This window comes from Desulfomonile tiedjei DSM 6799 (assembly GCF_000266945.1).
GTDB classification, from domain to species: domain Bacteria; phylum Desulfobacterota; class Desulfomonilia; order Desulfomonilales; family Desulfomonilaceae; genus Desulfomonile; species Desulfomonile tiedjei.
Map to the genome: position 1 here is coordinate 1,965,871 of NC_018025.1, position 24,153 is coordinate 1,990,023.

The 24,153-nt window shown below is 49.4% G+C and carries 24 protein-coding genes; 12 read left to right on the plus strand and 12 right to left on the minus strand.

Translation table 11 applies throughout. The annotated features are described in order from the left end of the window. Positions 1–28 precede the first annotated feature (28 nt). The 5 genes from DESTI_RS08220 (at position 29) to DESTI_RS08240 (ending at position 4,345) form a co-directional block, all read left to right on the plus strand. Positions 29–901 carry an MlaD family protein gene (locus tag DESTI_RS08220; protein WP_014809504.1) on the plus strand — a complete coding sequence of 291 codons (873 nt, stop codon included), beginning with the start codon at positions 29–31 and terminating at the stop codon, positions 899–901. 107 nt (positions 902–1,008) lie between these two features. Beyond that, positions 1,009–1,668: an ABC-type transport auxiliary lipoprotein family protein gene (locus DESTI_RS08225; protein ID WP_157212125.1), complete on the plus strand. Its 660-nt coding sequence runs from the start codon at positions 1,009–1,011 to the stop codon at positions 1,666–1,668. A gap of 177 nt (positions 1,669–1,845) precedes the next feature. Next, positions 1,846–2,205: a response regulator gene (locus DESTI_RS08230; RefSeq protein WP_014809506.1), complete on the plus strand. Its 360-nt coding sequence runs from the start codon at positions 1,846–1,848 to the stop codon at positions 2,203–2,205. 7 nt (positions 2,206–2,212) lie between these two features. Beyond that, a complete protein-coding gene (gene glgC, locus DESTI_RS08235; RefSeq protein ID WP_041286053.1) occupies positions 2,213–3,430 on the plus strand; it encodes a glucose-1-phosphate adenylyltransferase in 1,218 nt (405 codons plus the stop codon). A gap of 141 nt (positions 3,431–3,571) precedes the next feature. Next, positions 3,572–4,345: an alpha/beta fold hydrolase gene (locus DESTI_RS08240; RefSeq protein ID WP_014809508.1), complete on the plus strand. Its 774-nt coding sequence runs from the start codon at positions 3,572–3,574 to the stop codon at positions 4,343–4,345. 36 nt (positions 4,346–4,381) lie between these two features. Here the strand turns inward: DESTI_RS08240 and DESTI_RS08245 are convergent, their stop codons facing one another. Both DESTI_RS08245 and DESTI_RS08250 read right to left on the minus strand, forming a co-directional pair. Next, complete coding sequence (locus DESTI_RS08245) at positions 4,382–5,026, minus strand: TetR/AcrR family transcriptional regulator (RefSeq protein WP_052316014.1); 645 nt, start codon at positions 5,024–5,026, stop codon at positions 4,382–4,384. A 552-nt stretch (positions 5,027–5,578) separates the two neighbouring features. Then, a complete protein-coding gene (locus DESTI_RS08250) occupies positions 5,579–6,280 on the minus strand; it encodes a CBS and ACT domain-containing protein (protein ID WP_014809510.1) in 702 nt (233 codons plus the stop codon). 928 nt (positions 6,281–7,208) lie between these two features. Between DESTI_RS08250 and DESTI_RS08260 the strand changes: the two genes are divergently transcribed. From DESTI_RS08260 to DESTI_RS08280, 4 genes are all read left to right on the plus strand, one after another. After that, complete coding sequence (locus tag DESTI_RS08260) at positions 7,209–8,693, plus strand: ATP-binding protein (protein ID WP_014809512.1); 1,485 nt, start codon at positions 7,209–7,211, stop codon at positions 8,691–8,693. Continuing rightward, positions 8,672–10,102: a sigma-54-dependent transcriptional regulator gene (locus DESTI_RS08265; RefSeq protein WP_014809513.1), complete on the plus strand. Its 1,431-nt coding sequence runs from the start codon at positions 8,672–8,674 to the stop codon at positions 10,100–10,102. The genes DESTI_RS08260 and DESTI_RS08265 overlap by 22 nt, the downstream gene beginning before the upstream one ends. A gap of 257 nt (positions 10,103–10,359) precedes the next feature. Continuing rightward, positions 10,360–10,809, plus strand: coding sequence for an IS200/IS605 family transposase (tnpA, locus tag DESTI_RS08270; RefSeq protein ID WP_014809514.1), 450 nt, complete (start codon positions 10,360–10,362; stop codon positions 10,807–10,809). 482 nt (positions 10,810–11,291) lie between these two features. Next, positions 11,292–13,925, plus strand: coding sequence for a sigma 54-interacting transcriptional regulator (locus DESTI_RS08280; RefSeq protein ID WP_014809515.1), 2,634 nt, complete (start codon positions 11,292–11,294; stop codon positions 13,923–13,925). Between the two features lie 547 nt (positions 13,926–14,472). Here DESTI_RS08280 and hisG read toward each other — a convergent pair. The 4 genes from hisG to DESTI_RS30675 form a co-directional block, all read right to left on the minus strand. Next, positions 14,473–15,351, minus strand: a complete 879-nt coding sequence (gene hisG / locus DESTI_RS08285; RefSeq protein ID WP_014809516.1) for an ATP phosphoribosyltransferase — start codon at positions 15,349–15,351, stop codon at positions 14,473–14,475. Continuing rightward, a complete protein-coding gene (gene hisI / locus DESTI_RS08290; protein ID WP_014809517.1) occupies positions 15,344–15,718 on the minus strand; it encodes a phosphoribosyl-AMP cyclohydrolase in 375 nt (124 codons plus the stop codon). Before hisI ends, hisG begins: the two co-directional genes overlap by 8 nt. After that, a complete protein-coding gene (locus DESTI_RS08295) occupies positions 15,718–16,161 on the minus strand; it encodes a hypothetical protein (RefSeq protein WP_014809518.1) in 444 nt (147 codons plus the stop codon). The genes hisI and DESTI_RS08295 overlap by 1 nt, the downstream gene beginning before the upstream one ends. 119 nt (positions 16,162–16,280) lie before the next feature. After that, entirely contained in the window at positions 16,281–16,421 is a 141-nt protein-coding gene (locus DESTI_RS30675) for a Prokaryotic membrane lipoprotein lipid attachment site (protein WP_014809519.1), read from the minus strand. Between the two features lie 279 nt (positions 16,422–16,700). Here DESTI_RS30675 and DESTI_RS08300 point away from each other — a divergent pair, with 279 nt between their 5' ends. After that, positions 16,701–17,168, plus strand: coding sequence for a hypothetical protein (locus DESTI_RS08300; RefSeq protein WP_014809520.1), 468 nt, complete (start codon positions 16,701–16,703; stop codon positions 17,166–17,168). Positions 17,169–17,359: 191 nt separating this feature from the next. Here the strand turns inward: DESTI_RS08300 and trxB are convergent, their stop codons facing one another. From trxB to DESTI_RS08320, 4 genes are read right to left on the minus strand one after another with little or no spacing between them, the layout of a single operon-like run. Beyond that, positions 17,360–18,319 (minus strand): thioredoxin-disulfide reductase, encoded by a 960-nt coding sequence (gene trxB, locus DESTI_RS08305; RefSeq protein WP_014809521.1) that lies wholly within the window; start codon positions 18,317–18,319, stop codon positions 17,360–17,362. Next, positions 18,319–18,648, minus strand: a complete 330-nt coding sequence (gene trxA, locus DESTI_RS08310) for a thioredoxin (protein WP_014809522.1) — start codon at positions 18,646–18,648, stop codon at positions 18,319–18,321. Before trxA ends, trxB begins: the two co-directional genes overlap by 1 nt. A 3-nt stretch (positions 18,649–18,651) precedes the next feature. After that, a complete protein-coding gene (locus DESTI_RS31715; protein ID WP_014809523.1) occupies positions 18,652–18,912 on the minus strand; it encodes an anti-sigma factor family protein in 261 nt (86 codons plus the stop codon). A gap of 3 nt (positions 18,913–18,915) precedes the next feature. Next, the gene (locus DESTI_RS08320) at positions 18,916–19,524 is read right to left on the minus strand and encodes an RNA polymerase sigma factor (RefSeq protein ID WP_014809524.1); all 609 of its coding nucleotides are present in this window, start codon (positions 19,522–19,524) and stop codon (positions 18,916–18,918) included. A gap of 326 nt (positions 19,525–19,850) precedes the next feature. Here DESTI_RS08320 and DESTI_RS08325 point away from each other — a divergent pair, with 326 nt between their 5' ends. After that, complete coding sequence (locus DESTI_RS08325; protein ID WP_014809525.1) at positions 19,851–20,660, plus strand: SIR2 family NAD-dependent protein deacylase; 810 nt, start codon at positions 19,851–19,853, stop codon at positions 20,658–20,660. 246 nt (positions 20,661–20,906) lie between these two features. Here the strand turns inward: DESTI_RS08325 and DESTI_RS08330 are convergent, their stop codons facing one another. Then, positions 20,907–21,653 (minus strand): hypothetical protein, encoded by a 747-nt coding sequence (locus DESTI_RS08330; protein ID WP_041286056.1) that lies wholly within the window; start codon positions 21,651–21,653, stop codon positions 20,907–20,909. Positions 21,654–21,947: 294 nt separating this feature from the next. Between DESTI_RS08330 and hrcA the strand changes: the two genes are divergently transcribed. Further along, on the plus strand, positions 21,948–22,991 hold the full coding sequence (gene hrcA / locus DESTI_RS08335; protein WP_014809527.1) for a heat-inducible transcriptional repressor HrcA: 1,044 nt from the start codon (positions 21,948–21,950) through the stop codon (positions 22,989–22,991). A 235-nt stretch (positions 22,992–23,226) separates the two neighbouring features. Here hrcA and DESTI_RS08340 read toward each other — a convergent pair whose 3' ends face one another. Beyond that, positions 23,227–24,138, minus strand: a complete 912-nt coding sequence (locus DESTI_RS08340) for a YheT family hydrolase (protein WP_237671468.1) — start codon at positions 24,136–24,138, stop codon at positions 23,227–23,229. Positions 24,139–24,153: the final 15 nt, after the last annotated feature.

Here is a 24,153-nt window from a genome sequence, read left to right on the forward strand (position 1 = left end):
AAGCAGCTCGATTGAAGGAGAATAAGAGATGGCCGGCAGGGCCGATAAATTCAAAATAGGTCTCTTTGTGATCGGTGCCCTGATTCTGGGCATCGGTTTGATGATTTGGCTGGGAGCTTCACGCTATTTCGAAGAAACGCAAATGGTCGTAGCATACTTCAGCGAAAGCGTGCAGGGACTGCAGACGGACAGTCCGGTAAAATTTCGCGGAGTTCCCGTAGGGCGAATTAAAGCGATACGCCTGGCTCCGAACGGAAGACTTATCGAAGTCGTCATGAGCCTGGATAAGACTTTCCAGGTGACTCCGGATCTGGGCATCAAAATGAACCTGCTGGGACTGACCGGTCTGAAGTACCTTGAAATGGATACCATCAAACCTGAGCAACAACGAGAAGTCGTCCAGTTGGGTTTCGAACCGAAATACCCGGTAATTGCCACGTATCCGTCTGATATCAGCGAGATTGGAAGCGCACTTGATAACATTTTCCAGAAGATAAAAGGTGTGGACGTGGAGAGGATTTCAGATAACCTTATCCGCGTGTCTGGAAGGCTCGACAAGATGCTGGCCGATCCCAAGCTGGATCATCTGGGGACAGACACTGCCGATGCGATGAGAGAAGTAAAAGAAACTGCAAGGAAGCTCAATGAGGAAATCGGCAGGGCGCAGATAGCCAAAAATATGAACAAAGTGACGGAAAAGGCCTCGGAATTGCTCCAGGAAAGCGCGGAAACCGCACGAAGCGCAGATCGCATGATTCGAAGAACAGATAATAATCTTAACCGATTAACGCAGAAGCTCGATCGCAGTGCAGATAATCTTATTGATTTTACTCGAATGATTCGGCTAAAGCCGTCCAGTATTATCTTCGGTCCGGATGAGAAAACCGCCCCAAACCGGTAATGGGAAATGGGATGGTTGTGTTATGGTTCCCGGGGGATTCCCGTTGCATAGCAATGATCCTCCGGAATCATTGGCAGTCTCGGCAAGCTTTTGGCACGAGCGTAAATATGAAGATTCCCAAGCGGCTCTCTTTAAATACTGCACGCACTCTTTTTCTCATCCTGAGTATGTTTTTCCTGCAAGTAGGGTGCGCGCTCACAACACGGGACGCCATTACCTACCACACTTTTAATTATCCAAGCCCGCCCACGGAAAAGACCAGTGTTTCACCGGATACCCTCATGGTCTACCATTTTCTTCTGGATCCGGAGATAGAGATGCACACTCTCGCGATTTCATGCGAGAAAGGAAGCGAAAAATCGATCCTGAAGCACCGATGGCAAGAGAATCCCGCGGACATGATAACCGAGCTGGTACTCAGGGATCTGAAAGCTTCCGGTCTGTTCGCCCGAACCGTAGATCAGCTCAGCACCGCCCGCTATCGATATGCTCTGGAAGGACTGATTCGGCAGTTGCAGGGTGAAATCAAGAATGGAAAAGCTTTTGCACGCTTGGTAATTGAAGTGTCGCTCATGGATTTTGATGCACCATTGGGAATGGATAAGAGTCTTATGAGAGAGACGTACCGTTTTGAGGTGCCAAGTGTCGACAGCAAACCGGAATCGATTGTTGCCGCATTAAACCAGGCGCTAAAAGACTTCTCGACCAGGCTGAGAACCGATATCAGAGCGGCACTCGATCGCCATTCCGCCAAATCTAAAAGATAGCATCGCACGATAGCGAGAATGCCTGGAGCATGGAGAATCCATAGGTAGTTGAATCGCCGATACACTCTCCTGAATTCGTGAAAAAGTTGCTCTTTGGGGGCATCATTTGATATTCTGAATCCGCTGTTACATTGCAGAGTGACCGAAGTGAATGCGATCTTTCGCGAGGCTGGGACTATGAAGCACATTTTAGTAGTGGATGACGAAAAACATATATGCGAGCTTTACAGAAGTGAACTTGAAGATGAAGGCTATGCGGTCACAATAGCACATTCCGGGATAGAGGCTCTTGAAAAAGTTGAATCCGATCCTCCCGACCTTGTCGTTCTCGATATTCAAATGCCGGGTATGGATGGAATCGAGACTCTAGAGAAATTACTCGGCCGCGATAAAGGTATACCCGTAATCCTCAATACGGCGTACAGCCACTATAAAGATGACTTTACTACCTGGGGAGCGGATGCGTACGTTGTCAAATCATCGGATACAACTGTCCTCAAGCAAGAAATAAAAAGGTTGCTTGGTGATGAATCTTAGAAGTGAGATGAAAAAGACTTTATGCATTTTGATGGCGGGAGGGAAAGGCGAGCGCCTGTATCCGTTGACCAAGGCCCGAGCCAAGCCATCCGTCAGATTTGGCGGGATTTACAGAATTGTGGATTTTACCTTATCGAATTGCTTGAACTCAGATATCCGCAGGGTTTACGTTCTCACCCAGTACAGGTCGGTTTCACTGGATCGACATATACGGCTGGGATGGAATATTTTCAACCACGAGTTGGGTGAATTCATCGAATGCATTCCGCCTCAGCAGAGAAACGTAGACCGTTGGTATCGCGGCACTGCAGACAGTATCTACCAGAACATCCATATTCTCCAACGGGAACGACCCGAACGAGTCCTCATACTCTCCGGCGATCATGTTTACAAAATGAACTACAACGATATGCTCGCTTTTCATATCGAGAAAAACGCGCAGCTTACCGTTGCCGGCGTGGAAGTGGATCGCTCTGAGGCATCTGCGTTCGGTGTGATAGGAAGCGATGACCGATTCAGGATTGTGGATTGGGAGGAGAAGCCGAAGAATCCGAAACCCGTTCCCGGAAATCCTGATAAAGCGTTCGTTTCCATGGGAGTATACATTTTCAACACCGACATGCTGGTGAAGAGTGTCATAGCGGATGCCAAGAATTCAGCATCCTCCCATGATTTTGGGAAGGACGTAGTACCTTCCGCTATCACCAAGAGCGGTGTATTCGTCCACAGTTTCAAAGAAGCAAACAATGAGGAAGGCCGATATTGGAGAGATATAGGAACTCTGGACGCATACTGGCAGGCCAATATGGATCTCTGCAAGAAAGATCCTCCTGTTAACCTGTACGACCCCGAATGGCCTATCCGTACGTACCAGGAACAAGTGCCTCCAGCCAAGACCGTGTCAACGGATGATTCGGAAGGAGTCCTCAATGGAGCCGCATTGAACTCTATTATTTCCGGAGGATGCATTGTGTCCGGAGCAACCGTTCGCCGCTCGGTTCTGTCGTTAAACGTATCGGTTGGCCCCAAAAGCCTTGTGGAAGATTCGGTCATCCTGGAAAACGTGAAAATAGGGTCACGGGTGAAGATCAAGAAAGCGATTATAGATCAGGACGTGCATGTTCCCGATGATTTCGTGATCGGACACGATCCCGAGGCAGATAAGGCTCGCTTTACCATATCTAACGCGGGCGTGGTGATAGTCCCCAGAGGTATGAGTCTTTGATGCATCGGTGAGAGTGGCTTTGAAACCTTTTATCCAAAGCCTCTGAGATATTTCGAAAGAAAAGACAATCCTACTTGAATCGGGAAAAAACGTTTTTTCCTCGATAAGGTTTTTTATTCTTTGTAATTGAGGGACACTCCCATGCCCGAACGTACAATAAACGGAAGAAGACTCGGATTTGAGATTCAGCCCGAAAGCTTCGACAAAAACGGGCTTACGGTCGTGTTCATTCATGGAACCGGCGGTGACAGAGAGCACTGGCGGGATCAACTGAACGGATTATCTTCGACTGCTAGCATGTTGGCTCTGGAACTGCCGGGACATGGTACTTCGGAAGGTCCGGGTGAAGCAACTGTTCAGGGTTTTTCCCGGTGGGTAATCGATTTCATAGATGCAGTGGATCTCCGAAAAGTAATGCTTGTGGGATGTTCTCTGGGCAGTGCTATTACTCAATGGATTGCGCTGAATGCTCGTCAGCCCTGGCTTGTGGCTCTCGGTCTTGTTGGAGCGGGTGCCCGATTGAAGGTGCATCCGGCTTTTCTTGAGGGGCTCAGAGACAATAAGAATAAAGCACTGTCAATGTTGGCCGATTTTTGCCTGTCGGACAGTCCGGACCCCGTTCTTCATGCAAAACTACGGGAAAAGTTTCTGGATGCCGACGCTGAACTGATACTGGGCGATCTCGGTGCGTGCAACGAATTCGATGTAATGGGCAGGCTATCGGAAATCGATCTACCGACCTGTATTATCGTCGGTCAAGAAGACAAGCTCACTCCGGTGAAGTACGCCAAGTTTCTCAGTGAATCTATAAAAAATTCGTCATTACAGATTATTCCTGCAGCAGGACACCTGGTATCGATGGAACAACCGCTGAAGTTCAACGAGATCCTTTCAGACTTCATCCGTCGACTATAGCGTTTCCCGAAAGTCTTGAAAGAGTCGGCCTTATTCTTAGTCCGCTTCCGTCTTTGGCCGAACCCCGGCGAAGGAGGGCAGGAATATATAATTGAGCGTCTCTTTTACCAGCCTGATATATTCTTCTTTGGAAATCTTGAGCATGGATCTGAAAAAGTCTTCGCCTGAAACGAAATTGTGCATGGCGTTCATGAGTGCAAGCACCAGCATACGTACTTCGTTGGGCACATTTTTTCTATCTTTTGCCATACCCATGGACCGAGCGATATCGGTAATCACTTCCGGAACATGAAAATCCAGAGCGGATTCGTCCCGGGTTTTCGTAAAATAGCGAAATAGAATCAAATTGGAAATCTCCGAGTGCTCGAAAAGATAATCGATCATGATGTCGAAAGAGATTTCGATTCTTTTCGCCAGAGGCATTCCGTGTATGATATTTTCTACTTCCAATAGCTTGGTTTTGAGGTCTTCATTTATATCGAGAACGACTGCTTCGTACAGATCGCTTTTTTCACCCCAATGATAGTACATGGTGGAGATATCAATCCCAACCTCTTCTGCAATCATTCTCGTCGTAGCGCCATGAAACCCGTATTGACCGAAAATGATCCGTGCTTTATTGAGAATCCTGGCCTTCATGGAATCAGGATCTTTTCGGGCTTTTTCAAGAGGTGTTGGCATCGTAATGTTCCATCTTATTATTCCATCGATTGTTGGAATCACAATGCGGTATATCACAAAATAAGTCAAGGGAAAAATTACCCACTGTTTGTGCTGGTTTCCTTGTGTTCGCGGAACGTCAAGCCAGAGGCGCCGGGGGAGATGACGTACGCTATGCTTCTTCTCGACTCTACTGTACCTGTAGCGATTCATATAAAAATCTGACGTTTATCCCATGCTTCAAGACAAGATACTAGTGGGGACCGACGTCTCCCTGCCGAACCCATAGTTTATTATAGCAGTAGACATAATTTCCGACCTTTTGAAGACCGTTCCTTCTACAAGGAAGGGTAGAGTCCGGCGTCTCTGCCGGACCGAACCGGTCGGTTCATTATGAAAAATGTGCCGGCACGGAGGCACGGCACCCACCGATTATCCAGAAGCGCTTTTCGCAATCGGACAAAAAATGTGACATTTGCTATAACTCATCAACGAAATGGTATTAGATGGGAGTAAAAGAACCCGCTCGTCATTCCAACGTGTAGAATGACGAGACGTGGTTTTCGGACTCTCTCAGAGGGGGGAGGCGAATGATTCGATGAATTCCTGTCTCGTGTTGTCGCGATGGTCCACGAAATAAAGCACGGTACCCTTCTCCCTCATTTCAGCGAGCATTGCAGGTACTTGACTACGTTCGATGGAATGAGCCCTTATGTACACATGGCGATACCCGGCTGGTGCCCGCTCGCAGGAAGTGAGAATACTGACGAGTCGACCGCAGTGGACCCTGATTATTTCCAGAACTTCGCCTATTGCCCCGGGACGGTCTTCCAGTTGAAAGGCGAACTGCACACCCCGTTGTTCCAGTCCGCTTAGAGAAATCAGCGCTTGGAACAGCTCGTGATTGGAAATCAGGCCAATCACTTTTCCATCGCCATTGATTACGGGAGCTCCGGAAAAGTTGTTCTTCAGAAGAATCGATGCAGCCTCTTCCAACGTGAGATCCGGAGCCAGGGTTACGGGTTTTCGGCTCATGATATCTGAAACTTTGATTCTTGAAAGGAGATAGATGAGCTCGTGAATATCCAGAGAAGTTGCATCCGAAGCGGACGCCCTCTTCAAGTCTCTATCCGTCACTACTCCTATGAGTTGATTCTTCTGCATTACCGGCAAAAGAGCGACCTTATGCTCTTTCATACACACCATTGCATCCTGCATCGAAGCATTTACATCGATTGTCGGAACATCTTTTCGCATCCAATACTTAACTAACATCTTCGTACTCCTCTCCACATGAAATGCCCACGCACGATCGCTTCGCAGTGTCAGCAGATGCAGTCCTGATTTTCCTCACTCGAATCCCCCTTTCGACTCCAGGAGTGCTAACACTCTTGCATCTCAATGATCCAATTTTCGTGCCAATTCCCGGTAGGATTTACATTAACCTCTATGGGTAAGATAATTCTGAGGTTTATCCAGCGCTTCAATACGAGATATTAGTGGATGTCAGCACGGAGAAACGGTCTCAACATTCTCGATTCCACAAGAAGCGTGACACGATTCTCTATCTTCGTAGGGGTAGGCCTAGTGCCTACCCTTATTTGGACGGACACGAGGCCCGCTCCTACAATCAGGCCAGCAGGACCATGAGGACTTCGTTCCACGATCTGGGATAAATTTCGATTTTTGAGACAGTTTCCGGAGGCTGGCACCCCACCAGTACTTCTATCCACAACCAGAGATCAATTTTGATAATTCCTATATGTATCGGGAGGATATTCGAATATATGTTCTCGGGGGATTTTAGGGATTCCGGGGCGGGAACCGGGAAAAATGAGATCATATGGAGGGCGATATATGAAAAGTTCCCTCTCGCGTGTGGCCTTTCTCGTGAGCCCTCCACAATCTCTGTCCATTCGAAGAAGCAACAGTTGTGCCAAGTTAAGGCAGAAATGCAAGACCGTTCGCGTCCTCTCGCAGCGCTCCGGAAAGATCACTGCATTATATTGCTCCAATCATTCTTTGTATCAGGGATGTCAGTGTTCTTTACAACCTGTAAAAAAGCCTGCCAAAAAGCTCATTGACTCGTTTGGAAATCACAGATAGTCTGATTCATCTTCATCCTTTTTTACGAGTAGAATAAGAGACTGCTCTGAAGAGCCTGTCTCAAAGCGGTTCCGCTTTATAATCTACGGAGAAGCTCATGTGGAATCGAATAAGTCTGCGCACGCGTATCATATGTATGCTCGCGCTGCTGGTTCTGGTCACGGTTGGCGGTGGTATCACTTCCATGTGGTACACGTACATGATGGACAGATTCTTCGCGGCATTGGTCGAATCGGATATTGGAGCATTTCGTACGTCTCAAGAGCTCGAGAATGCCATTGTTATGCAGAAGGGCTACGTTACGTATTTCTTCCAGGACGGAGACCCTCAATGGCTCGAGAAACTCGACAAATATCGAAATTCCTTCGAATCGATACTCCTGAAAGCCCGTAAATCAACCGATTCAGATAAAGAAAGAGAAATACTCAATCGTATTGAATCACTCTATATAAAATACTCGTACTATCGGGACCAGGTCCTGGACTTGTATAAAGAAGGCAAGAAGGCTGAGGGCTTCAAATTACATAAAGAAATCCGAGATCAGTTTTTTGCCATTATTGATTTATGTCAGGAATTCACCCGAAAATATGAAGAACGTATCGCTGCTTCCCGCATGCAAATAGCAGATGAAGCACAATTGATTACTGTCCTTGCGTTTGCCGCGCTTGTCTGCGTGCTGGTATTAAGTCTGGTGCTCGCTTACATTCTTTTAATACAGGTGCTCGGACCAATTCGCCAGTTGACGCTGACCACCCAGGCAACCACCGATAACGTGGAGGATGAAGTCAAGGCGCTCAGTCTCAGATTCAGAGATCTCATTGAGGACGTGGATCAAACGAAAACGAAACTGAAATGGAGCCGTGAACACCTCCTCCAGGCAGAAAAATGGGCTCTTGTAGGAAAACTGGCCGCGGGCGTTGCTCACAGTGTCCGAAATCCCCTCACTTCAGTGAAAATGAGACTCTTCTCCATGGAGCGCACATTGGCTCTTTCTCCCAGTCAAAAAGAAGACTTCGAAGTCATCTCTGAAGAGATCAGACACATCGATACTATAGTGGGGAATTTCCTGGAATTTTCCAGGCCGCCCAAACTCAAGATGCAGACAGTAAGCCCGTCCGATGCTGTCGACATGGCGATTCAGTTGTTGCGGCATCGTCTGGAATCGTACGATGTAAAAGTGACAGTTCAGCGAGAAGAGCGCTTGCCTGAAATTCCCGCTGATCCCGATCAGTTGAAAGAAGTATTCGTAAATCTTATAGTAAATGCATGCGAGGCAATGGTGGATGGAGGATCCATCGACATCTCCGAAAAGCTGAATACATCAGAGAATATGGGGCGCTTCATCACCATTGCGGTCAGCGACAAAGGTCCGGGCGTTCCGGATGCCATTCAGGAAAAGCTTTTTCAACCATTTTTCAGTACTAAGGAAGAAGGAACGGGTTTGGGGCTGAGCATAGCAACTCGCATCGTGGAAGAACACGGAGGGTGGCTCGACCTGAAATCAAGAGAGAGTGAAGGTGCCACTTTCATCATCACTCTTCCGATCCGGGAGGAGGGCGCGTGGGAACAATCGTTATCGTAGACGATGACGCTCAGCTCAGGCACAGTTTTGAAAAGCTGTTGACTTCAGAAGGGCATGTCGTCCGCACTTCTGCCACAGGAGAAACCGGTCTAGAGCTTATCAAGGCAAAGCTCCCGGATCTCGTCATCATGGATGTGCGCCTGCCCGGGATGGACGGCCTGGAAACATTCCGAGCCATGCACGACATCGAGCCGAAGCTGCCGGTCATCATCATGACTGCGTACGGCAGTACGGATACAGCGATAGAAGCAACAAAGCTGGGGGCCTATGATTACGTCCTGAAACCGTTCGAAATTCCGGAGATGTTGAACACTATCGAGAAAGCTCTCGAAGCCGGAAGGTTTATGCGGTCCCGCGTATCAGTGGACGCGACCGCGGTGAACGATTCCTCAGATGCTATTCTCGGGCGCAGCAAGGCTATGCAGGAAGTCTTCAAAGCGATAGGCAGGGTTGCTTCGACTGATGCCACGGTTCTCATCCGGGGAGAATCGGGAACAGGTAAAGAACTCGTCGCACGAGCGATTTATCAGCACGGAATTCGCTCTGACAAACCTTTCCTGGTGATAAATTGTGTGGCCATTCCCGAAACACTCCTGGAGAGCGAGTTGTTCGGGTATGAAAAAGGCGCATTTACCGGCGCTGTCACCAGGAGAGTCGGGAAAATCGAACAGGCCAATGGCGGTACTGTTTTCCTTGATGAAATCGGAGATATGCCATTCAGCATTCAGGCAAAGATTCTCCGTCTTCTTCAGGAAAAGAGCATAGAGAGACTGGGCGGACGAGCCCCGATTCCCGTGGATGTTCGCGTCATTGCCGCAACGAATCGGGATTTGGAAGCGGCCCTTGCCGAAGGCAGATTCCGCGAAGATCTCTACTACCGGCTAAAGGTGGTGACTCTGCGACTGCCGCCTTTACGCGATCGCTCCGGTGACACCATCGTACTTGCCGATTATTTTCTCAAGAAATATGCGTCCGAAATGAACGTCAACAGTCCCGGTGTCACAGCGGAAGCCAAGACTATTCTCAACAATTACGCATGGCCGGGAAATGTGCGCGAACTGGGGAACACGATGCAAAAAGCTCTCATTTTCAGCAGAGGAGCCCCCATCAGCGCAGAGGAGATTTCACAGGCAATCAAGGGGGAGACTGCACGACGTGAGCCGATACAGAGTTCCGAAGACGAGCCTATACGGGATTGGGTTCGAAAAGTCCTGGCTTTGGGCGGCGGTGAAAAGACGTTCAACGATCTCATCGATAAGTTCGCTGAATTGCTTATCACTGAAGCCTTGAATCTCACCAGTGGGAATCGATCCCAGGCGGCAAAGCTTCTGGGGTTGTCCAGACCCACGCTTCTTGCACGTATTGAGAAATACGGCATCAAGATCGAAACCGCCATCAGGAGTGAGTAAGTTGTTTGCAGGGAGCCAGACGTGCGGAGCATTCCATTACGTTAGATATGGCTGATGATGGAAGGGTTTTCTGTGGGAACTCTTTTATATAAAGGATTTTCCCTTAGCTCCATCGTCCGACTCTTTCGAGTTAAAATAGTTTCGGGAGCCCCGGCGGGGGCGACCCAAAAGTAGCCGTGGGTGCGAACCCACGGAAAGGATCGTGACGGAACTATAGTCAAGACCCTGGAGGGGTCATACTTCGGGACGTTGTAGCAATGTCGACGTACACCCAAATTTTGTATCACATCGTCTTCTCGACAAAGGGCAGGGCACCGGTACTGGTCGCCACAGAGAGAGAGGCCATGTTTCGATATATCTGGGGTATTATCCGATTCAGAGACTGCCATTTATACCGTGTGAATGGAACCTTGGACCATATACACATCCTGATCCGTCTGCATCCAACCCAGGCGCTATCAAATTTGATCCGGGAAATTAAAGTGTCTTCATCTAATTGGATCAAAACAAACCGAATTTTCACGGAGTTTTCTGGCTGGCAAGCCGGATACGGCGCCTTCACCCATTCAGAGAAGGATAAGGAACGACTGATTCTTTATATCAAGAACCAAGAACAGCACCATAAGGCCCTCTCTTTTGGAGAAGAATTGAGGAATCTTCTGAATGAAGCAGGCATTCAGTTTGACGAGAAGTATCTTCTGAAATAGGGCACCTGTAGGTTGACCCCTTCAGGGTCCGGTTTCTTACGTTGTTATGCCATTTGACCACGGGTTTGCACCCGTGGCTACACTGGTTCGTCCCTATAGGACGATCAGAGTCTGTAAAGCGCTCAAAACCGTTTTGGGGAGAGAGCAGGTTACGCGAAAATCAGTTTGAGGGGGACGATGTCCCAGAGCTTCACCTCGGGATGCTTAGTGTTGTCGATTGCAAGATAAACGGAAACGGATTGTTCATCTAGCTCAGCTTTTAGCGCCATCCTGGCTGGGACGTGTTGGCCGGAGCCCCAAAGGGGGCGATCCAAAGGGTAGCCATTGGGTGCAACCCATGGAAAGGATTGCAGCAAAATCAGGCGGTGAGGACCCTGGCGGGATCCACCATCGTCTAACTCGAATTCAGATGCACCCAATGGTGGACCCTTTCAGGGACCAAGCCGTTATTGTGTGGCGGTAATTAGAGTGTAAAGTATTACATGGCACCCTTCCTTCAAGACATAGCCTTTTCCGACCTCCCTGTCGATCCATTTCGAGGACTCGATGCTTCGTTGCGGGAATCCATACTGCAAAAAAGCTCACTGAAGAAATACCCGAGAGATGCCGTTATTGCCGAGGCCGGTGACCCGGGAGATACCATCCGTTTCCTGATCTCGGGTCGAGCGCTGATCACAGTGCGAGAAGAAGCTGGACAGGATATTGCCGTGGAGACAATACAACCCGGAGACATGATCGGTGAGATCAGTCATCTCATCGGACGCCCCGCGCCGGTCCAGTCCGAAGTGGTGGCACAGGAACCGTGTACTCTCCTGGAATTGCCGTCCGCAGAATTCGATCGCATACTCCAGGATAATCCTGCAGCAGCAGTTACTGTGCTGAAAAATCTCGCGCGAAAGGTGATCCGGCTCGACGGCAGCGTGTATCGGAATATCCGTAAAAAGAGGGCCTTACAGCAGCTCATCAGCCGTCAGGAGCACCTGTTCCCGGACTTCTTCGTCAGTCAAACAGTCCTCCGGAGAACCAGCAAACGTCTTGAGGAACTTGCAGAATCCCGCAAGCCGGTCCTGGTGACCGGTGAAACGGGAGTTGGCAAAGAATTTGTGGCGCATGCCTTATACGATCTCAGCACCCATCACAAACGCATTTTCCTCTGCCTCGATCTCTTGAGACCGGTTCAAGGTTCATCTGTTTTGGATGCCTCCGAACTCCCCGACAGTCCGAGAAATCCCACGAGCGAACAGATGAAACTGTTCTTCGGCTCGGAAACCAATTCCTTAGGCAGGTCGCGGTCCGAGACTCCCGGATACCTGGAACTCACTGAAGAAGGCACGCTGCTCGTGCGGAGCGTCGAACAGTTAACCACCCCAGTGCAGAGAGAACTCCTTAAGACGCTTCAGACAGGGAGTTTCAAAAGGATTGGAGGAGAAGCGGAATATGCCCTGGATTTTCGCCTGATCGGGACCACCAATCTGGAACGGCATGAGATTTCCGAGGAAAAGCATCCGCTGCTGCATTGGCTCCTGGGGAATTCCCTCGATATTCCGCCGTTACGAAAGCGTCGCAAGGAAATTCCGACTCTGGCTCAGCATTATCTCAATCAGTACTGCCAGGAACTCCACAAGGAGGTGCCCCAGCTTTCAAAGGAAACGCTGAAATCGCTGGTGAGCTATTCGTGGCCGGGAAACGACAGGGAATTGGCTACTACGCTGAAACGGGCGGTTCTCCTCAGCGAAAATGGGGTGCTGAGACCTCAGGATATCTATTTCGACGTCCGCAAAATCGAGGACCGCGGCAAAGTCAACCTGCTGCGCATCTCGACCCTAGCTTCAGCCCTGCGAAGCCCCTTGTTCCCCGCCATATTTCAAAGCGCCGCCATGCCGTTCTTCTTTATTCTTCTGATCTTGCTCTTCCTGGGACCTGCAGATCCGTCAAAGAATCTCGGCGGACTGTTCAGTTGGGCTGTGGGTTGGCCCATGATGATCTTCGGCGCCTTTTTGTGGGCTCGATTCTGGTGCGCAATATGTCCCATGGGAACTGTGAGCAGTCTGGCAAAGCGGCTCGTGTCGTTCGACATTCCGTTCCCTCCATTTCTCAAGAATCACAGCGATGTCATTGTGGCAGGTTCCGCACTGTTCATCATATGGCTGGAGACAGCGACGGATATCAGGAACTCACCCCTGAACACGGGATTGCTCCTGCTGGTGATTTTCGGGATGGCAATAATTGTGTCGGTACTCTTTGAACGCCAATCCTGGTGCAGGTACATGTGTCCTCTGGGCGGAATGATGGGAGTCTTCGCCAAAGTGTCGCCCATCGAACTCCGGGCGGACCGCAATGTGTGCGGCTCCCAGTGCACCTCGAACGAATGCTACACCGGCACTGCCGATCACGAGGGCTGTCCCTTCGGGCAAATGGTTCCGACCCTCAGGAGCAACCGGTTCTGTAAGCTGTGTTTGTCCTGCTACAAGAATTGCCCTCACGGTGCGATCAATATCAATTTGCGCATTCCGGGCAGGGAGATCTGGGAAATCCGGCACGCTTTCGTCATAACGGCCTTTCTGGTTATCGGAATGCTTGGCGGATTGCTCAGCGATCTCTTGCACAAGAACGTACATTCCTGGTTCACAGCGAACGTACCCGGAATGCCGGAGATCGTCGGATTCACGATCTTCTTCATAGGGATGCTGGCCTGCACGAATCTACTCGTGCTGGCTGCTGCGGCAGTCTCCAGCCGCATTTCCGCGGACGACCTCAAAGAGAACTTTGCTCGATACGGACTGGCGCTGCTGCCTTTGGTGCTTACGGGATACATGGCTTTTCACCTGTACTATCTGATCAACTTGGGCGTGCACTTTCCACTTGTACTATGGCAGATGTTCCAGTTCGAAGTGTTCCATCAACTGGTGATTGAAGTCCCGCCCTCATGGACGCACTTTTTTCAAGAATTGTTGATCTGGACCGGAACCGCAGGATCGCTCGCTGTGGCGTATCGCGTGAGCCGAGGCAGGCAGGGGACCTTGAAGGATTCCCTCGGGGAGTTCATTCCGCATGGGATAGTAGCCCTGGGTCTCTCTCTTGTGCTTCTGCGGGCCATTGAGGACTTCTTCTATTAGTCCCGATTTCTGAATTCTTGCTGGTGTAGGATGCCGGTGAGCGTCAGCGAACCGCATCGGTCGCGAAATCACTCGAATGATGCGGTTCGCTCACACTCATCAGCATCCTATGTGAACCATTTGATCAGCAACTAGAGCGATTGAAAATTCTGACGTTTATCCCACGCTCCAATACAAGATGTTAGTGGGGATCGGCATCTCGAAACTGTCTCAAAATTCAAAATTTATCCCAGATCGTAGCACGAATTCCCCATCATCTTCTCGGCCTGATTGTAGGGGCGCCCCTCGTGGGTGCCCGGTAGTGACCGGCCTCCGTGCCGGTCATTGCGGGAGGGCAGGCACGAGACCTACCCCTACAAAGAAGGTGAATCGTGGCACGATTTCTTGTCCATCTGTAAATTTTGAGACACTTTCTTCTCCCTGTCGGTCCATTCTATTCGATATCATTGATTATATTGAAGATGTGCCGGCACGGAGGCACGGCACCCACCAATACTCCTATCCTCAATCGGACATTAATTCTGGCAATTGCTGTAAATCCGATTGGCTATAGCACCTTATTCAAAGAATACTCGATAATTCCTCGTGCGCCGGCTTTGAGCAGCTTGGGGATGAGGGATCTCACCACTTCTTCCGACACCACGGATTCCACTGCAAACCAGTCGGATTTGTACAGGCCTGCAACAGTTGGAGCGTCCAGCGACGGGAGAAGACCCACGATCATGTCGAGGTTCTCCTTGGAGACATTCATCTTTAAGCCAACCATTTTGCGGGCTTCAAGAGCAGCCTGGAGCAGCATATGAATCTGCTCGATCTTCTCGCGCTTGAAGGGGTCCTTGTAAGACCTCGGATTGCAGATGAATTGGGTATTCGTGGTCAACAGATTGTGGATAATCCGAAGACCGTTCGCCCTCAGCGTGCTTCCGGTTTCGGTGACATCAACGATGGCATCCACCACGCCTTCTTTTACTTTTGCTTCAGTGCTGCCCCAGGAAAACTCCACTTCCACGGGGACTCCCCGGTCAGCGAAGAATCGTGTGGTGAACCGTAGTAATTCAGTGGCTATCTTCTTCCCGGCAAGATCCTCCGGCGTGTGATAATCGGATTCGCCGTCCACGGCAAGAACCCATCGGGCAGGATTCTGCGACACTTTTGAATACACGAGATCGTCTATTACCTGCACATCCGATCCGTTTTCCAGTATCCAGTCCTTACCGGTGAGCCCAGCATCGAAGGTCCCGGCTTCCACGTATCGGGAAATCTCCTGGGCCCGGAGACGCGCCATTACTATTTCGTCGTCGTCAACCGTGGGAAAATAGTTACGCGGGGAAATGGAAATGTTCCAACCGGCTCGTTTGAATAGATCTATCGTTGCCTGTTCCAGACTACCTTTGGGAATAACCAGTTTCAAAGCTTCCTTATTCATCTATCTCCTGCAAATCTCCTTCTCGTGTGAATCTCCGAAAAAAACAACTCCACTTTTTTGTGTGGCATGCGCCATCTCCCTGCTGTTCCACAAGCAACAGTATCGTATCCAAATCACAGTCCACAAGCACGTCTTTCACGATCTGAATGTCGCCTGAAGTGTCGCCTTTCCGCCATAGCTCTTTCCTGGAGCGGCTCCAATAGCAAGCGCGGCCTTCTTTCAAGGTGGTTTCCAGTGCTTCCCTGTTCATGTACGCCATCATGAGCACTTTGCCCGTACGGACATCCTGGGCTATGGCCGGAACGAGCCCGTTTCCTTTTGCAAAATCGACCTGCGATATATCCTTAAATTGTTGGGGATTCCCCATTATTCCTCCTCAGACTCGGTCATGAACTCCTGTTCCATTGCGCGAAGAATCGCCATGACAAGCTGTGTGGATACTTCCGCGACCTTGGGATCGACGGTCCCGTTCAGCACCCCATCGAGAAGCTGATTGAGCAGGCGAACCGCATCTGAAGGATTGTTGACAAGCACGTTTTCGGCCCCTTTCTCTGCTGGTGGTCGAGCCTGATCCATCATGGAATTGCGAATCCGATCATATCCCCACGTATGCGCAGGGGCTGACGAATCTGTTTTTGCCGAACGGGCGTGTTGAACTCCGCTCTTCACGGAAACTCCGCGTTGGGAAAGGATTTCCTCGAATATCGTAATAGCTTCCGGAGCATAGTCATCGCGTTCTGTTCGCAGAATTCTGAGAATCTCTTCGGTAGATTTGGCCTCGAGAAGGGATCTATCGATTTTATACTCCATGAGAAACCTCCTGAACAACTTCAACGATCCGGCAAACACCGGAGTCAGTACCCTTAATTGTCCGGTGAATCGACTGATGCAACCAGTGACAGGATGGGGGAATAAGAACGAAGTATAAGTTATTTCGGCAAGAAGTCCATAATCCGTATGGTCTGATCGTCTCTCTCCCATTCCATTTCGTCAATCCACTTCCATATCTTTTTTGTGGAACAGCCGGAAATCATGATCAGTGCAAGGGCAAGAACGAGCCATTTTTTCATGTGATTCCTCGTGGAGCGTCATTCCCGGTATAGCCCGGAAAGCAAGGGAATTCATGATACATCCGTATTTGTTCCAGGGCAAGCGTGATATTTAATGAAAGTGATTTCTAGATAAAATATTCACCAAATTGAAATAAGGATCTTTTTATTGCTTTTTGCGATTCACTGTGATAGGATCGGCCCAGAGTAAGCGTACGTTCGGCAACAAACGATTCGTACTGAATGAGAATATTCCGGAGCAATAAAGGCAAACGGCGTTCCGATGTGGAGGATGCAACTATGAAGAAAATGCTGATTATGCACGCGGCCGTGCTCATAGCCCTGGCAATGGTATCGGCGACGTGGGCTTTTGAAACCGATTTTGACGATCTGCAGAAATTCGATCGCAGCCTGCCCGCGTGGAAATTCGGCAGAGGCCTGACCAATATATTCACTGCCCCTTACGAACTGCTGGTCAATCCCTCAAATGAAGCCATTCAGGGCGGTTATCACGGTGCGTACGACAATGGGCTTCAGGGATGGCTTGCCGGATCATTCAACGGGTTTATCGCAGGTACATTCTCCGGAACACTCAAGGCATTCCGCAGGATGACAACAGGCGCGCTGGAGATGGCGACCTTCTGGAAACCCGAGTACGGACCGACTGTGGAACCGGAATACGGGACAAGAAACATGGCATTCGGTTACACGGACTATTTCAACCCCGACCCCTTCTGGTACTGGGGACCTGAACGGATGGATCCCTGAGAATTGCTCGGGTTTGCATATACGTGCTAGCTTCTTTTTGAATCTTTTCTGCTGAAATAGGGTATGGATATAATAAAAGAGCACGAACATTCGTGCTCTTCTTTTTTCCATAACTGACTTTCAGATCTTGCGGTGCAAACTCAGCCGAGGCTCTCCGAAATAATCAAAAACAGCAAAAGCCGTTGGAAGATTTATGAAGCGCGATTACTGGTTCTGCGAAGGGATGAGGCGCCATGTTCCAAATAGTGCTGAGCACTATAAGCTGCTATTGCTCCATCTCCTATTGCGGTGCTGATCTGCCTGAGTATTTTTGACCTCACGTCCCCTGCCGCGAAAAATCCGGGAACAGATGTGACCATGCGTTCATCCGTGACGATAAATCCCCTTTGATCGGTCTCTACAAGGTTGGCGTACGCGGAGCTATTAGGATTGAGACCTACATAGAAGAATACGCCCGAGATCGGCAACACCGACTCTGTCTGGTCCGAGGCGGACCGTAATCTGATGCCGGTGACTTCTTTATTTCCGAGAATCTCAACGGGAATCGTATTCCAATGCACCAAGATCTTAGGTTCGCTGAACGCTTTTTCCTGAATTTCATGGCAGGCCCGCAACTGATCTCTGCGGTGGATAAGGTGAACCTTGGAAGCGAAACGGGTAAGGTACACAGCTTCTTCTACCGCGGAATCTCCGCCTCCTACGACTGCGAGCTCTGTTTCGCGGAAGAAGGGCCCGTCGCAGACGGCACAATAACTCACTCCGCGGCCCGCCAGTTCCAATTCACCAGGAATACCAAGCTTCATAGGAGACGCGCCGGTAGCCGCAATCACAGCCCGACAATGGAACGTCTCATCGGAATCGGTGATAATGGAAAATCCATCATCCACCTGGAGAACCGATTTGACGTCTCCATACCGAATATCGAGCCCGAACTTGACAGCTTGCGCTTCCATTTTCTTGGACAGATCCATTCCGAGGATAGGCTCTGGAAATCCCGGATAATTGTCCACATACTCGGTGGCAGTCATCTGGCCGCCGGGAATTCCTTTTTCCAGCAGCATAGTCGAAATACGCGCCCGAGTGCTGTAAATGCCGGCCGTTAATCCAGCCGGCCCGCCACCCAAGATAATAAGTTCTGTTGTCATGGGCATCAGACCTTGTCGAGTAACTCCTTGATGCGGCTTTTGGGGACAGCCCCCACGATCTGGTCCACTACCTGACCATTATGGAACAGCATGAGTGTAGGTATACCTCTGACCCCATATTTCATGGGAGTGTCTTTGTTTTCATCCACATTGAGCTTTGCAACTTTGATTTTTCCCGCATACTCCGTTGCCAATTCTTCGACAACGGGCCCTACGGTACGGCAGGGACCGCACCAGGCAGCCCAGAAATCCACGAGTGCAGGAACTTCCGATTTAAGGATTTCCTGATCGAAATCGCCATCCGAGACATTGAGAAGGTTCGGGTTATCCGACATTTATCAAACTCCTTTCTTAGGTTCACATGAATCTTGCCCGCAATGTTCCCTCAGGAAACGTCTTAGATTTTCCCTCACGTCATCCGGTATTTCCGCCGGCATCGATTTGGAACAAATCTCAACAGTGGTGGCAAGAGATTGATACATGAGCTGGCAAGGAGGACACCTGTCAAGATGGTCTTCCAGCAATCTGCACATATCCTCGCTCATATCTCCATCCAAATAGTCAGATATGCAATCGCAAAACTCTTTGCAGGTTTTCATAATTTAGGCCTCTCGTCGGTCCGAGGAAAGGTTTCTCTCCATATAATATGAAGTCAAGGTTTCCCGAACCGAATTCCTTGCACGATGCAGTCGAGATTTTATGGCAGCGATGGAAGAATCCATGATTTTTGACACTTCCTCGAGAGAGAATCCCTCAACGTCTCTGAGGACAATCACCGATCGATACAGTGCTGGAAGTTCGTCAATTGCTTCTTCAATTTTCTTTCTGCCTTCATTCGAAAGAAGAATTTCGAGTGGCGTGTTTACGAATTCCGAAGAAATCGGAGGGAGAGGAGAATTCGATTGATTACGAATTTCATCGTCATATTCGATACTGTCCGGCCTGTTTTTCCTAAGATACATTAAAGCCGTATTTGTAGCTATCCTGAAAAGCCAGGTGGAAAACGACGACGACCCCGTGAACCCGGGTAATCCTTTGTAGGCGCTGAGAAAAGTTTCCTGGAGCAGATCTTGAGCCAGATGGCCGTCTTTTACCATTTTTTTCAAATGTCGGTATATTCTGGCCTGGTATTTTTCCACCAGCCCCTCAAAAGCATCGTAATCGCCGTTCAGAACTTTTTCTATTGTTTCCCGATCTTCGTACATAGGCATTTCTTGTTCCTATCCGGAACGGACACAAATTCTTTACTTATCTTTTGAACATAATCTTGACCTCGCGCCTGTGTCAAGGGGTAACCATCTCTGCTGAAGCCTTCCTTCAAGAGAATCCGTATTGTGATAACGCGAATGCATCCAACAGTATACTTCCAACAGGTACAAAAATCTGATAACGTGGAAACAGTATTCTCATGGTCCGAGTGCCGTTTGAACGGGGTTTTCCGCGTATTATCGGGAAACGGATTTTTTCAAAAAAGAATAAAAACTATCTCATCGCACGTGATTGACTTTTGAATTTAAGTTACGTGCAAGGAGTTCTTATGGAAACAATAATACAGGAAGTTGCAGATTGCCTCGCCACCTCTGTCAATGCCGTTGTGCTCACTGGTGCCGGCATAAGCACGGAATCGGGAATTCCGGATTTCAGAAGTCCGGGCGGACTTTGGTCGCGAGTGGACCCGGGCGAATTCTCCATAGATCGGTTCTTGCAGAATCCCGGCCGATTTTGGCGTCTGCACCTTCAAATGAAGGCATCCGGTGATTTCGATCTCGCTTCGGCAGAACCGAATGCCGCGCATTTCGCTTTGGCCAAACTGGAGCAAATGGGAATCGTCAAATGCATTATCACGCAGAATGTGGACAACCTGCACCAGAAAGCCGGTTCGGTTGAAGTCGTAGAATTTCATGGTAATTTTCTCAGAGCCATCTGCATGAAATGCAAAATGGTCGAGCCGATTTCAAATGTGGAAAGCAGGCTGGATAATGGCGATGAGGATGTGCCCCGATGTACCCGATGTGGGGGATTGCTCAAACCCGATGCAGTTTTCTTCGGGGAGCCGATTGGCTCAAAATCGCTCATGATGTCTCAGGTACAATCACAAAAGTGTGACGTGCTGCTGGTAATCGGGACATCGCTGCAGGTGTTTCCCGCTGCCCAGATTCCTCTTACCGTAAAGCTCAAGTATCCGCCCGCCAAAGTCATTGAGATCAATATGGAACCATCGGCTATGCACAAACAGGTTACCGATATACTCATGCTGGGTAGCGCAGGTGAGATATTGACGCGGGTTTTCAACTGCGTCCAGGAAAGAATCCTGCAGCAAGGCGCTATGCAATCCGGAAGGAATTGAAGCAATCCTACGACAGAGGATCGCTAAGCTGATAGACACCGCTGAAATCATTCATTCCAGAGCATACAGCACCAGAAGGACAGCGGATACATTGTAGAATGCGCAACTCCGGACGACTCTCCTTGAGCAGTTGTCCGGAAAAACTCTCAGGTTGTTATCTGCGATTATTTTCAGAGAAAAAAGCGGGAAATCTCAAGATAATCATTGTCTGCTGAAGATACGAGGAAAGGCGTATACGCTGGCGGCTCAGAAGAGCAAAGTTGTCTCGAGAAAGAAGCCGTTGCGGTTCAAATCAACCGTATCCACCTCTCTTTTCATCTTGTTGTGCCAGAATCTGAATCCTCCGCTGAGTCCCCACGTCCACAGACGATTTATCGGAATATCTACCGCTGCTGCAATCTCCCAATCCCAGGACTCCAGACTTTCGTAATTCCACCATCCGAATCGACTTGAAAATTGAGGCCTTAAGGCGATGGAATCCATGACCGGGAAGAACGTGCCGTGAAGCCCTAACAAAGGAACAGCGCGAGTGCGTTTCTCGTTGTAATTGTAGGTAATGCCTCCGACGATCGCATCACTCACGTTGGTTTCCAGCGACAGAGCCGATACCTCGATGTTGCCGCCGAAAAGGATCTGAGGAGACATAAAGAAATCCAGATCATACCCGAACCGAAAATCCCGAATGGCCTGGTAAGAACCGTTGCTGGACTCATATTTGGTGAACGGTTCCGCGCGGAATCTGAAGACGTGGATATTGTCAATGCGCAAACTGCCGAATATTTCCCAGGCCAGCCGTTCTGTGCTCAGTCCCAACGCATCCGAGAAATCGATTTTGGAACGGTTTGGCTGGATCAAGTCGCCCTGGAGATTTGAAAACCACATACGAGCACCTGAGTTGATCCTCAGGTACGGGGGGATTTCCCAGGCGTGGACATTGCCCATGAGCATAAAGCACAGGAAGGTGAGCCAGATTGTTATGAGTAGTTTTTTCATCTTCATTTAAAGCGTTAGCGTGCTTTTGCTATAACCTACATAAGCAAAGTTGGCTAACCTATATATGATCCTAATATTTTTGTCAAGAAAAAGCCGGTAGATAACCCAACCATTCGAATCCCCCGAAAAAACAGTCAGAGACGGGAAATCTGGCAAGGATCACGAATCTAGCGAAACGCGATGCAAATCCGGTGTCTCTGCCAACGCCTGGTTTGAATTTCCTCGTGGTTTCCCTTGACGCACACCCTTTGCGACGCTAATGTTGTATGAACGTGGAAAAGCGAGGATGATTTCATGGGCCGTCTTGAAAACCGTTCGGAGCAGATCCTGAAAGCGATCGTTTCCGAATACGTTGCCACCGGAGAACCCGTAGGTTCCCGCACTCTTTCAAAGAGGCGGGAAATAGGGTTATCCGCGGCCTCTATTCGCAATATCATGAGCGACCTTACTGACTCGGGGTTTATCACTCAACCCCATGTGAGTGCGGGCCGTGTTCCAACCGATCTCGGGTACAGGTTCTACGTGGATGTCCTGCTGCGACCGGGAAAACTGGAAACCGAAGAAGAAGCCATGATCGAGACTCTGCTGGGCAATGCCGGTCTCGACATACGCGACGTCTTGAGGAAGTCTTCAGGGGTTCTGGCAGGCTTTTCGCGGCAGGCAGGCGTTGTTGCTTCTCCTCCTGCTGATTACACATTCAAATCTATTGATTTCATAAAAGTTGCCGAAGACAAAATTCTGGTGGTTCTCGTATCCACCGCGGGAATTATTCACAATAAGATTATTTTCGATGAGGACGGGATCAAGCAGGAGACTCTGGAGCGTTACAGCCGCATGTTGTGCGATATGCTGAAGGATCTGGACTTGCGGCAAGCCAGGGAGCGCATAGAGAATGAACTGAACCTGGAACGAACGAGAGTCGATGCCATGCTGGCAAAGGTTCTTCGTTTGGGACATTCCATTCTAATGGTGGGCGCAACCAGAGAGGTATTTATAGAGGGCCAGATCAACATTCTCGAAGACCCGGAATTTGCTCATATCGAAAAACTGAAAGCCGTGTTGGTCGCATTCGAGGAAAAGAGCAATTTTCTAAAAATTTTGGATAAGACCTTACAGGCAAAGGGAATTCAGATACTGATCGGTTCAGAGCACGGAGTCGGCGAGCTGGACACATGCTCTATCGTCGCTTACCCCATACGAACAAAGAAATCGTGTCTGGGAAGCATTGCCGTGGTGGGGCCGAAAAGGATGGACTACCAGAAGGTAGTTCCGGTTGTAAGCGCGACAGCGAGAATTATCACGAAAATAGTGAAACGCATTGTAGAGAGTGACGTATAGAGTGATTGCCGAAAATTTTTGAGGTTTATCCGATCTTCAATAGAAGCTACAGGTGGGGACCGGCGTCCCTGCCGGTCCATTCTATTGATATCATTGGTCATGTTGAAGATGTGTCGGCACTGAGGCACGGCACCTACCATTATTCCTAATCTTCAAGCCGTCACTAATTTTGGCAACTGCCACAATTGCCCATATCATGAGACGCAATTCTCGCTCCCCTGTACATACCGTCTTATCACGAATTGCCGTTCAAGAATGCTGCGGTCCGCAATTCCGACCAATACTGACGTGACGCGTTGAATGCTACGAACCCCACGTGGCCGCCATGCCGCGTAATCTCGAAAAAGAAGTTTTCGTTGCGCGCAGCTTCTTCCAGCGGATAACATTCCGGGGTAAGAAACGGATCGTCCTGCGCATTCACGAGCAAAGTGGGGACGCTGATTTCAGGAATGTACTGCTTGCAGGACGACTGGAGCCAATAATCTTCGGCATCCTTGAATCCGTGTAAGGGTGCAGTGTAGCGGTTGTCGAAATCCTCAAAGTCTTTGATGGATTCGTATCCGTTATCGTTAATGCGACCGGGCATGATCGCCATTTTGGCGCGAATCTTTTCTCGTAACATGCGGAGGAATCTACTCATATAAGGCCGGTTGCCCGAAGAACCGATCTTTCTCGCTCCTGCACACAAATCGCAGGGTACGGAAAAGACCGCCGATCGCTTGACTGTTTCGTGAACATTGGTTCCGCGCTCCCCAAGATATTTGAGGATGAGGTTGCCTCCCAGGCTGAATCCGATGAGAGCAAGCTCTTCGTATGCATCGATCTCTTCCACATTTGTTAAGACCGTGCTCAGGTCATCGGTATCTCCACTATGGTAAAACCGGGGAAGCTTGTTGGATTCTCCGCTGCAGCCGCGGAAATTCATAGCTATGGCGTCCCAGCCGTTCCTGGTGAGCACCCGTGCCATTCCCAGGACGTAGCTTCTGCCGGAATTCCCTTCCAGGCCGTGGAGTATTATTCCCGCTTTCCGAGCTCCCACGGAAGCAATATCGATGTCGATGAAATCATCATCGGGCGTAGTAATCCTTCTCCTGGTGTATTCAACACCGGTAACTCGACGAAACAGAGAAGGATATACTGTTTGCACATGAGCATTCCTGAA

What these genes read in the sequence shown, in the direction of transcription:
- DESTI_RS08220 (WP_014809504.1), top strand. Translation starts at nt 29, where the DNA reads ATGGCCGGCAGGGCCGATAAATTCAAAATAGGTCTCTTTGTGATCGGT.
- DESTI_RS08225 (WP_157212125.1), top strand. Translation starts at nt 1,009, where the DNA reads ATGAAGATTCCCAAGCGGCTCTCTTTAAATACTGCACGCACTCTTTTT.
- DESTI_RS08230 (WP_014809506.1), top strand. Translation starts at nt 1,846, where the DNA reads ATGAAGCACATTTTAGTAGTGGATGACGAAAAACATATATGCGAGCTT.
- glgC (WP_041286053.1), top strand. Translation starts at nt 2,213, where the DNA reads ATGAAAAAGACTTTATGCATTTTGATGGCGGGAGGGAAAGGCGAGCGC.
- DESTI_RS08240 (WP_014809508.1), top strand. Translation starts at nt 3,572, where the DNA reads ATGCCCGAACGTACAATAAACGGAAGAAGACTCGGATTTGAGATTCAG.
- DESTI_RS08245 (WP_052316014.1), bottom strand. Translation starts at nt 5,026, where the DNA reads ATGCCAACACCTCTTGAAAAAGCCCGAAAAGATCCTGATTCCATGAAG.
- DESTI_RS08250 (WP_014809510.1), bottom strand. Translation starts at nt 6,280, where the DNA reads ATGTTAGTTAAGTATTGGATGCGAAAAGATGTTCCGACAATCGATGTA.
- DESTI_RS08260 (WP_014809512.1), top strand. Translation starts at nt 7,209, where the DNA reads ATGTGGAATCGAATAAGTCTGCGCACGCGTATCATATGTATGCTCGCG.
- tnpA (WP_014809514.1), top strand. Translation starts at nt 10,360, where the DNA reads ATGTCGACGTACACCCAAATTTTGTATCACATCGTCTTCTCGACAAAG.
- DESTI_RS08280 (WP_014809515.1), top strand. Translation starts at nt 11,292, where the DNA reads ATGGCACCCTTCCTTCAAGACATAGCCTTTTCCGACCTCCCTGTCGAT.
- hisG (WP_014809516.1), bottom strand. Translation starts at nt 15,351, where the DNA reads ATGAATAAGGAAGCTTTGAAACTGGTTATTCCCAAAGGTAGTCTGGAA.
- hisI (WP_014809517.1), bottom strand. Translation starts at nt 15,718, where the DNA reads ATGGGGAATCCCCAACAATTTAAGGATATATCGCAGGTCGATTTTGCA.
- DESTI_RS08295 (WP_014809518.1), bottom strand. Translation starts at nt 16,161, where the DNA reads ATGGAGTATAAAATCGATAGATCCCTTCTCGAGGCCAAATCTACCGAA.
- DESTI_RS30675 (WP_014809519.1), bottom strand. Translation starts at nt 16,421, where the DNA reads ATGAAAAAATGGCTCGTTCTTGCCCTTGCACTGATCATGATTTCCGGC.
- DESTI_RS08300 (WP_014809520.1), top strand. Translation starts at nt 16,701, where the DNA reads ATGAAGAAAATGCTGATTATGCACGCGGCCGTGCTCATAGCCCTGGCA.
- trxB (WP_014809521.1), bottom strand. Translation starts at nt 18,319, where the DNA reads ATGCCCATGACAACAGAACTTATTATCTTGGGTGGCGGGCCGGCTGGA.
- trxA (WP_014809522.1), bottom strand. Translation starts at nt 18,648, where the DNA reads ATGTCGGATAACCCGAACCTTCTCAATGTCTCGGATGGCGATTTCGAT.
- DESTI_RS31715 (WP_014809523.1), bottom strand. Translation starts at nt 18,912, where the DNA reads ATGAAAACCTGCAAAGAGTTTTGCGATTGCATATCTGACTATTTGGAT.
- DESTI_RS08320 (WP_014809524.1), bottom strand. Translation starts at nt 19,524, where the DNA reads ATGCCTATGTACGAAGATCGGGAAACAATAGAAAAAGTTCTGAACGGC.
- DESTI_RS08325 (WP_014809525.1), top strand. Translation starts at nt 19,851, where the DNA reads ATGGAAACAATAATACAGGAAGTTGCAGATTGCCTCGCCACCTCTGTC.
- DESTI_RS08330 (WP_041286056.1), bottom strand. Translation starts at nt 21,653, where the DNA reads ATGAAAAAACTACTCATAACAATCTGGCTCACCTTCCTGTGCTTTATG.
- hrcA (WP_014809527.1), top strand. Translation starts at nt 21,948, where the DNA reads ATGGGCCGTCTTGAAAACCGTTCGGAGCAGATCCTGAAAGCGATCGTT.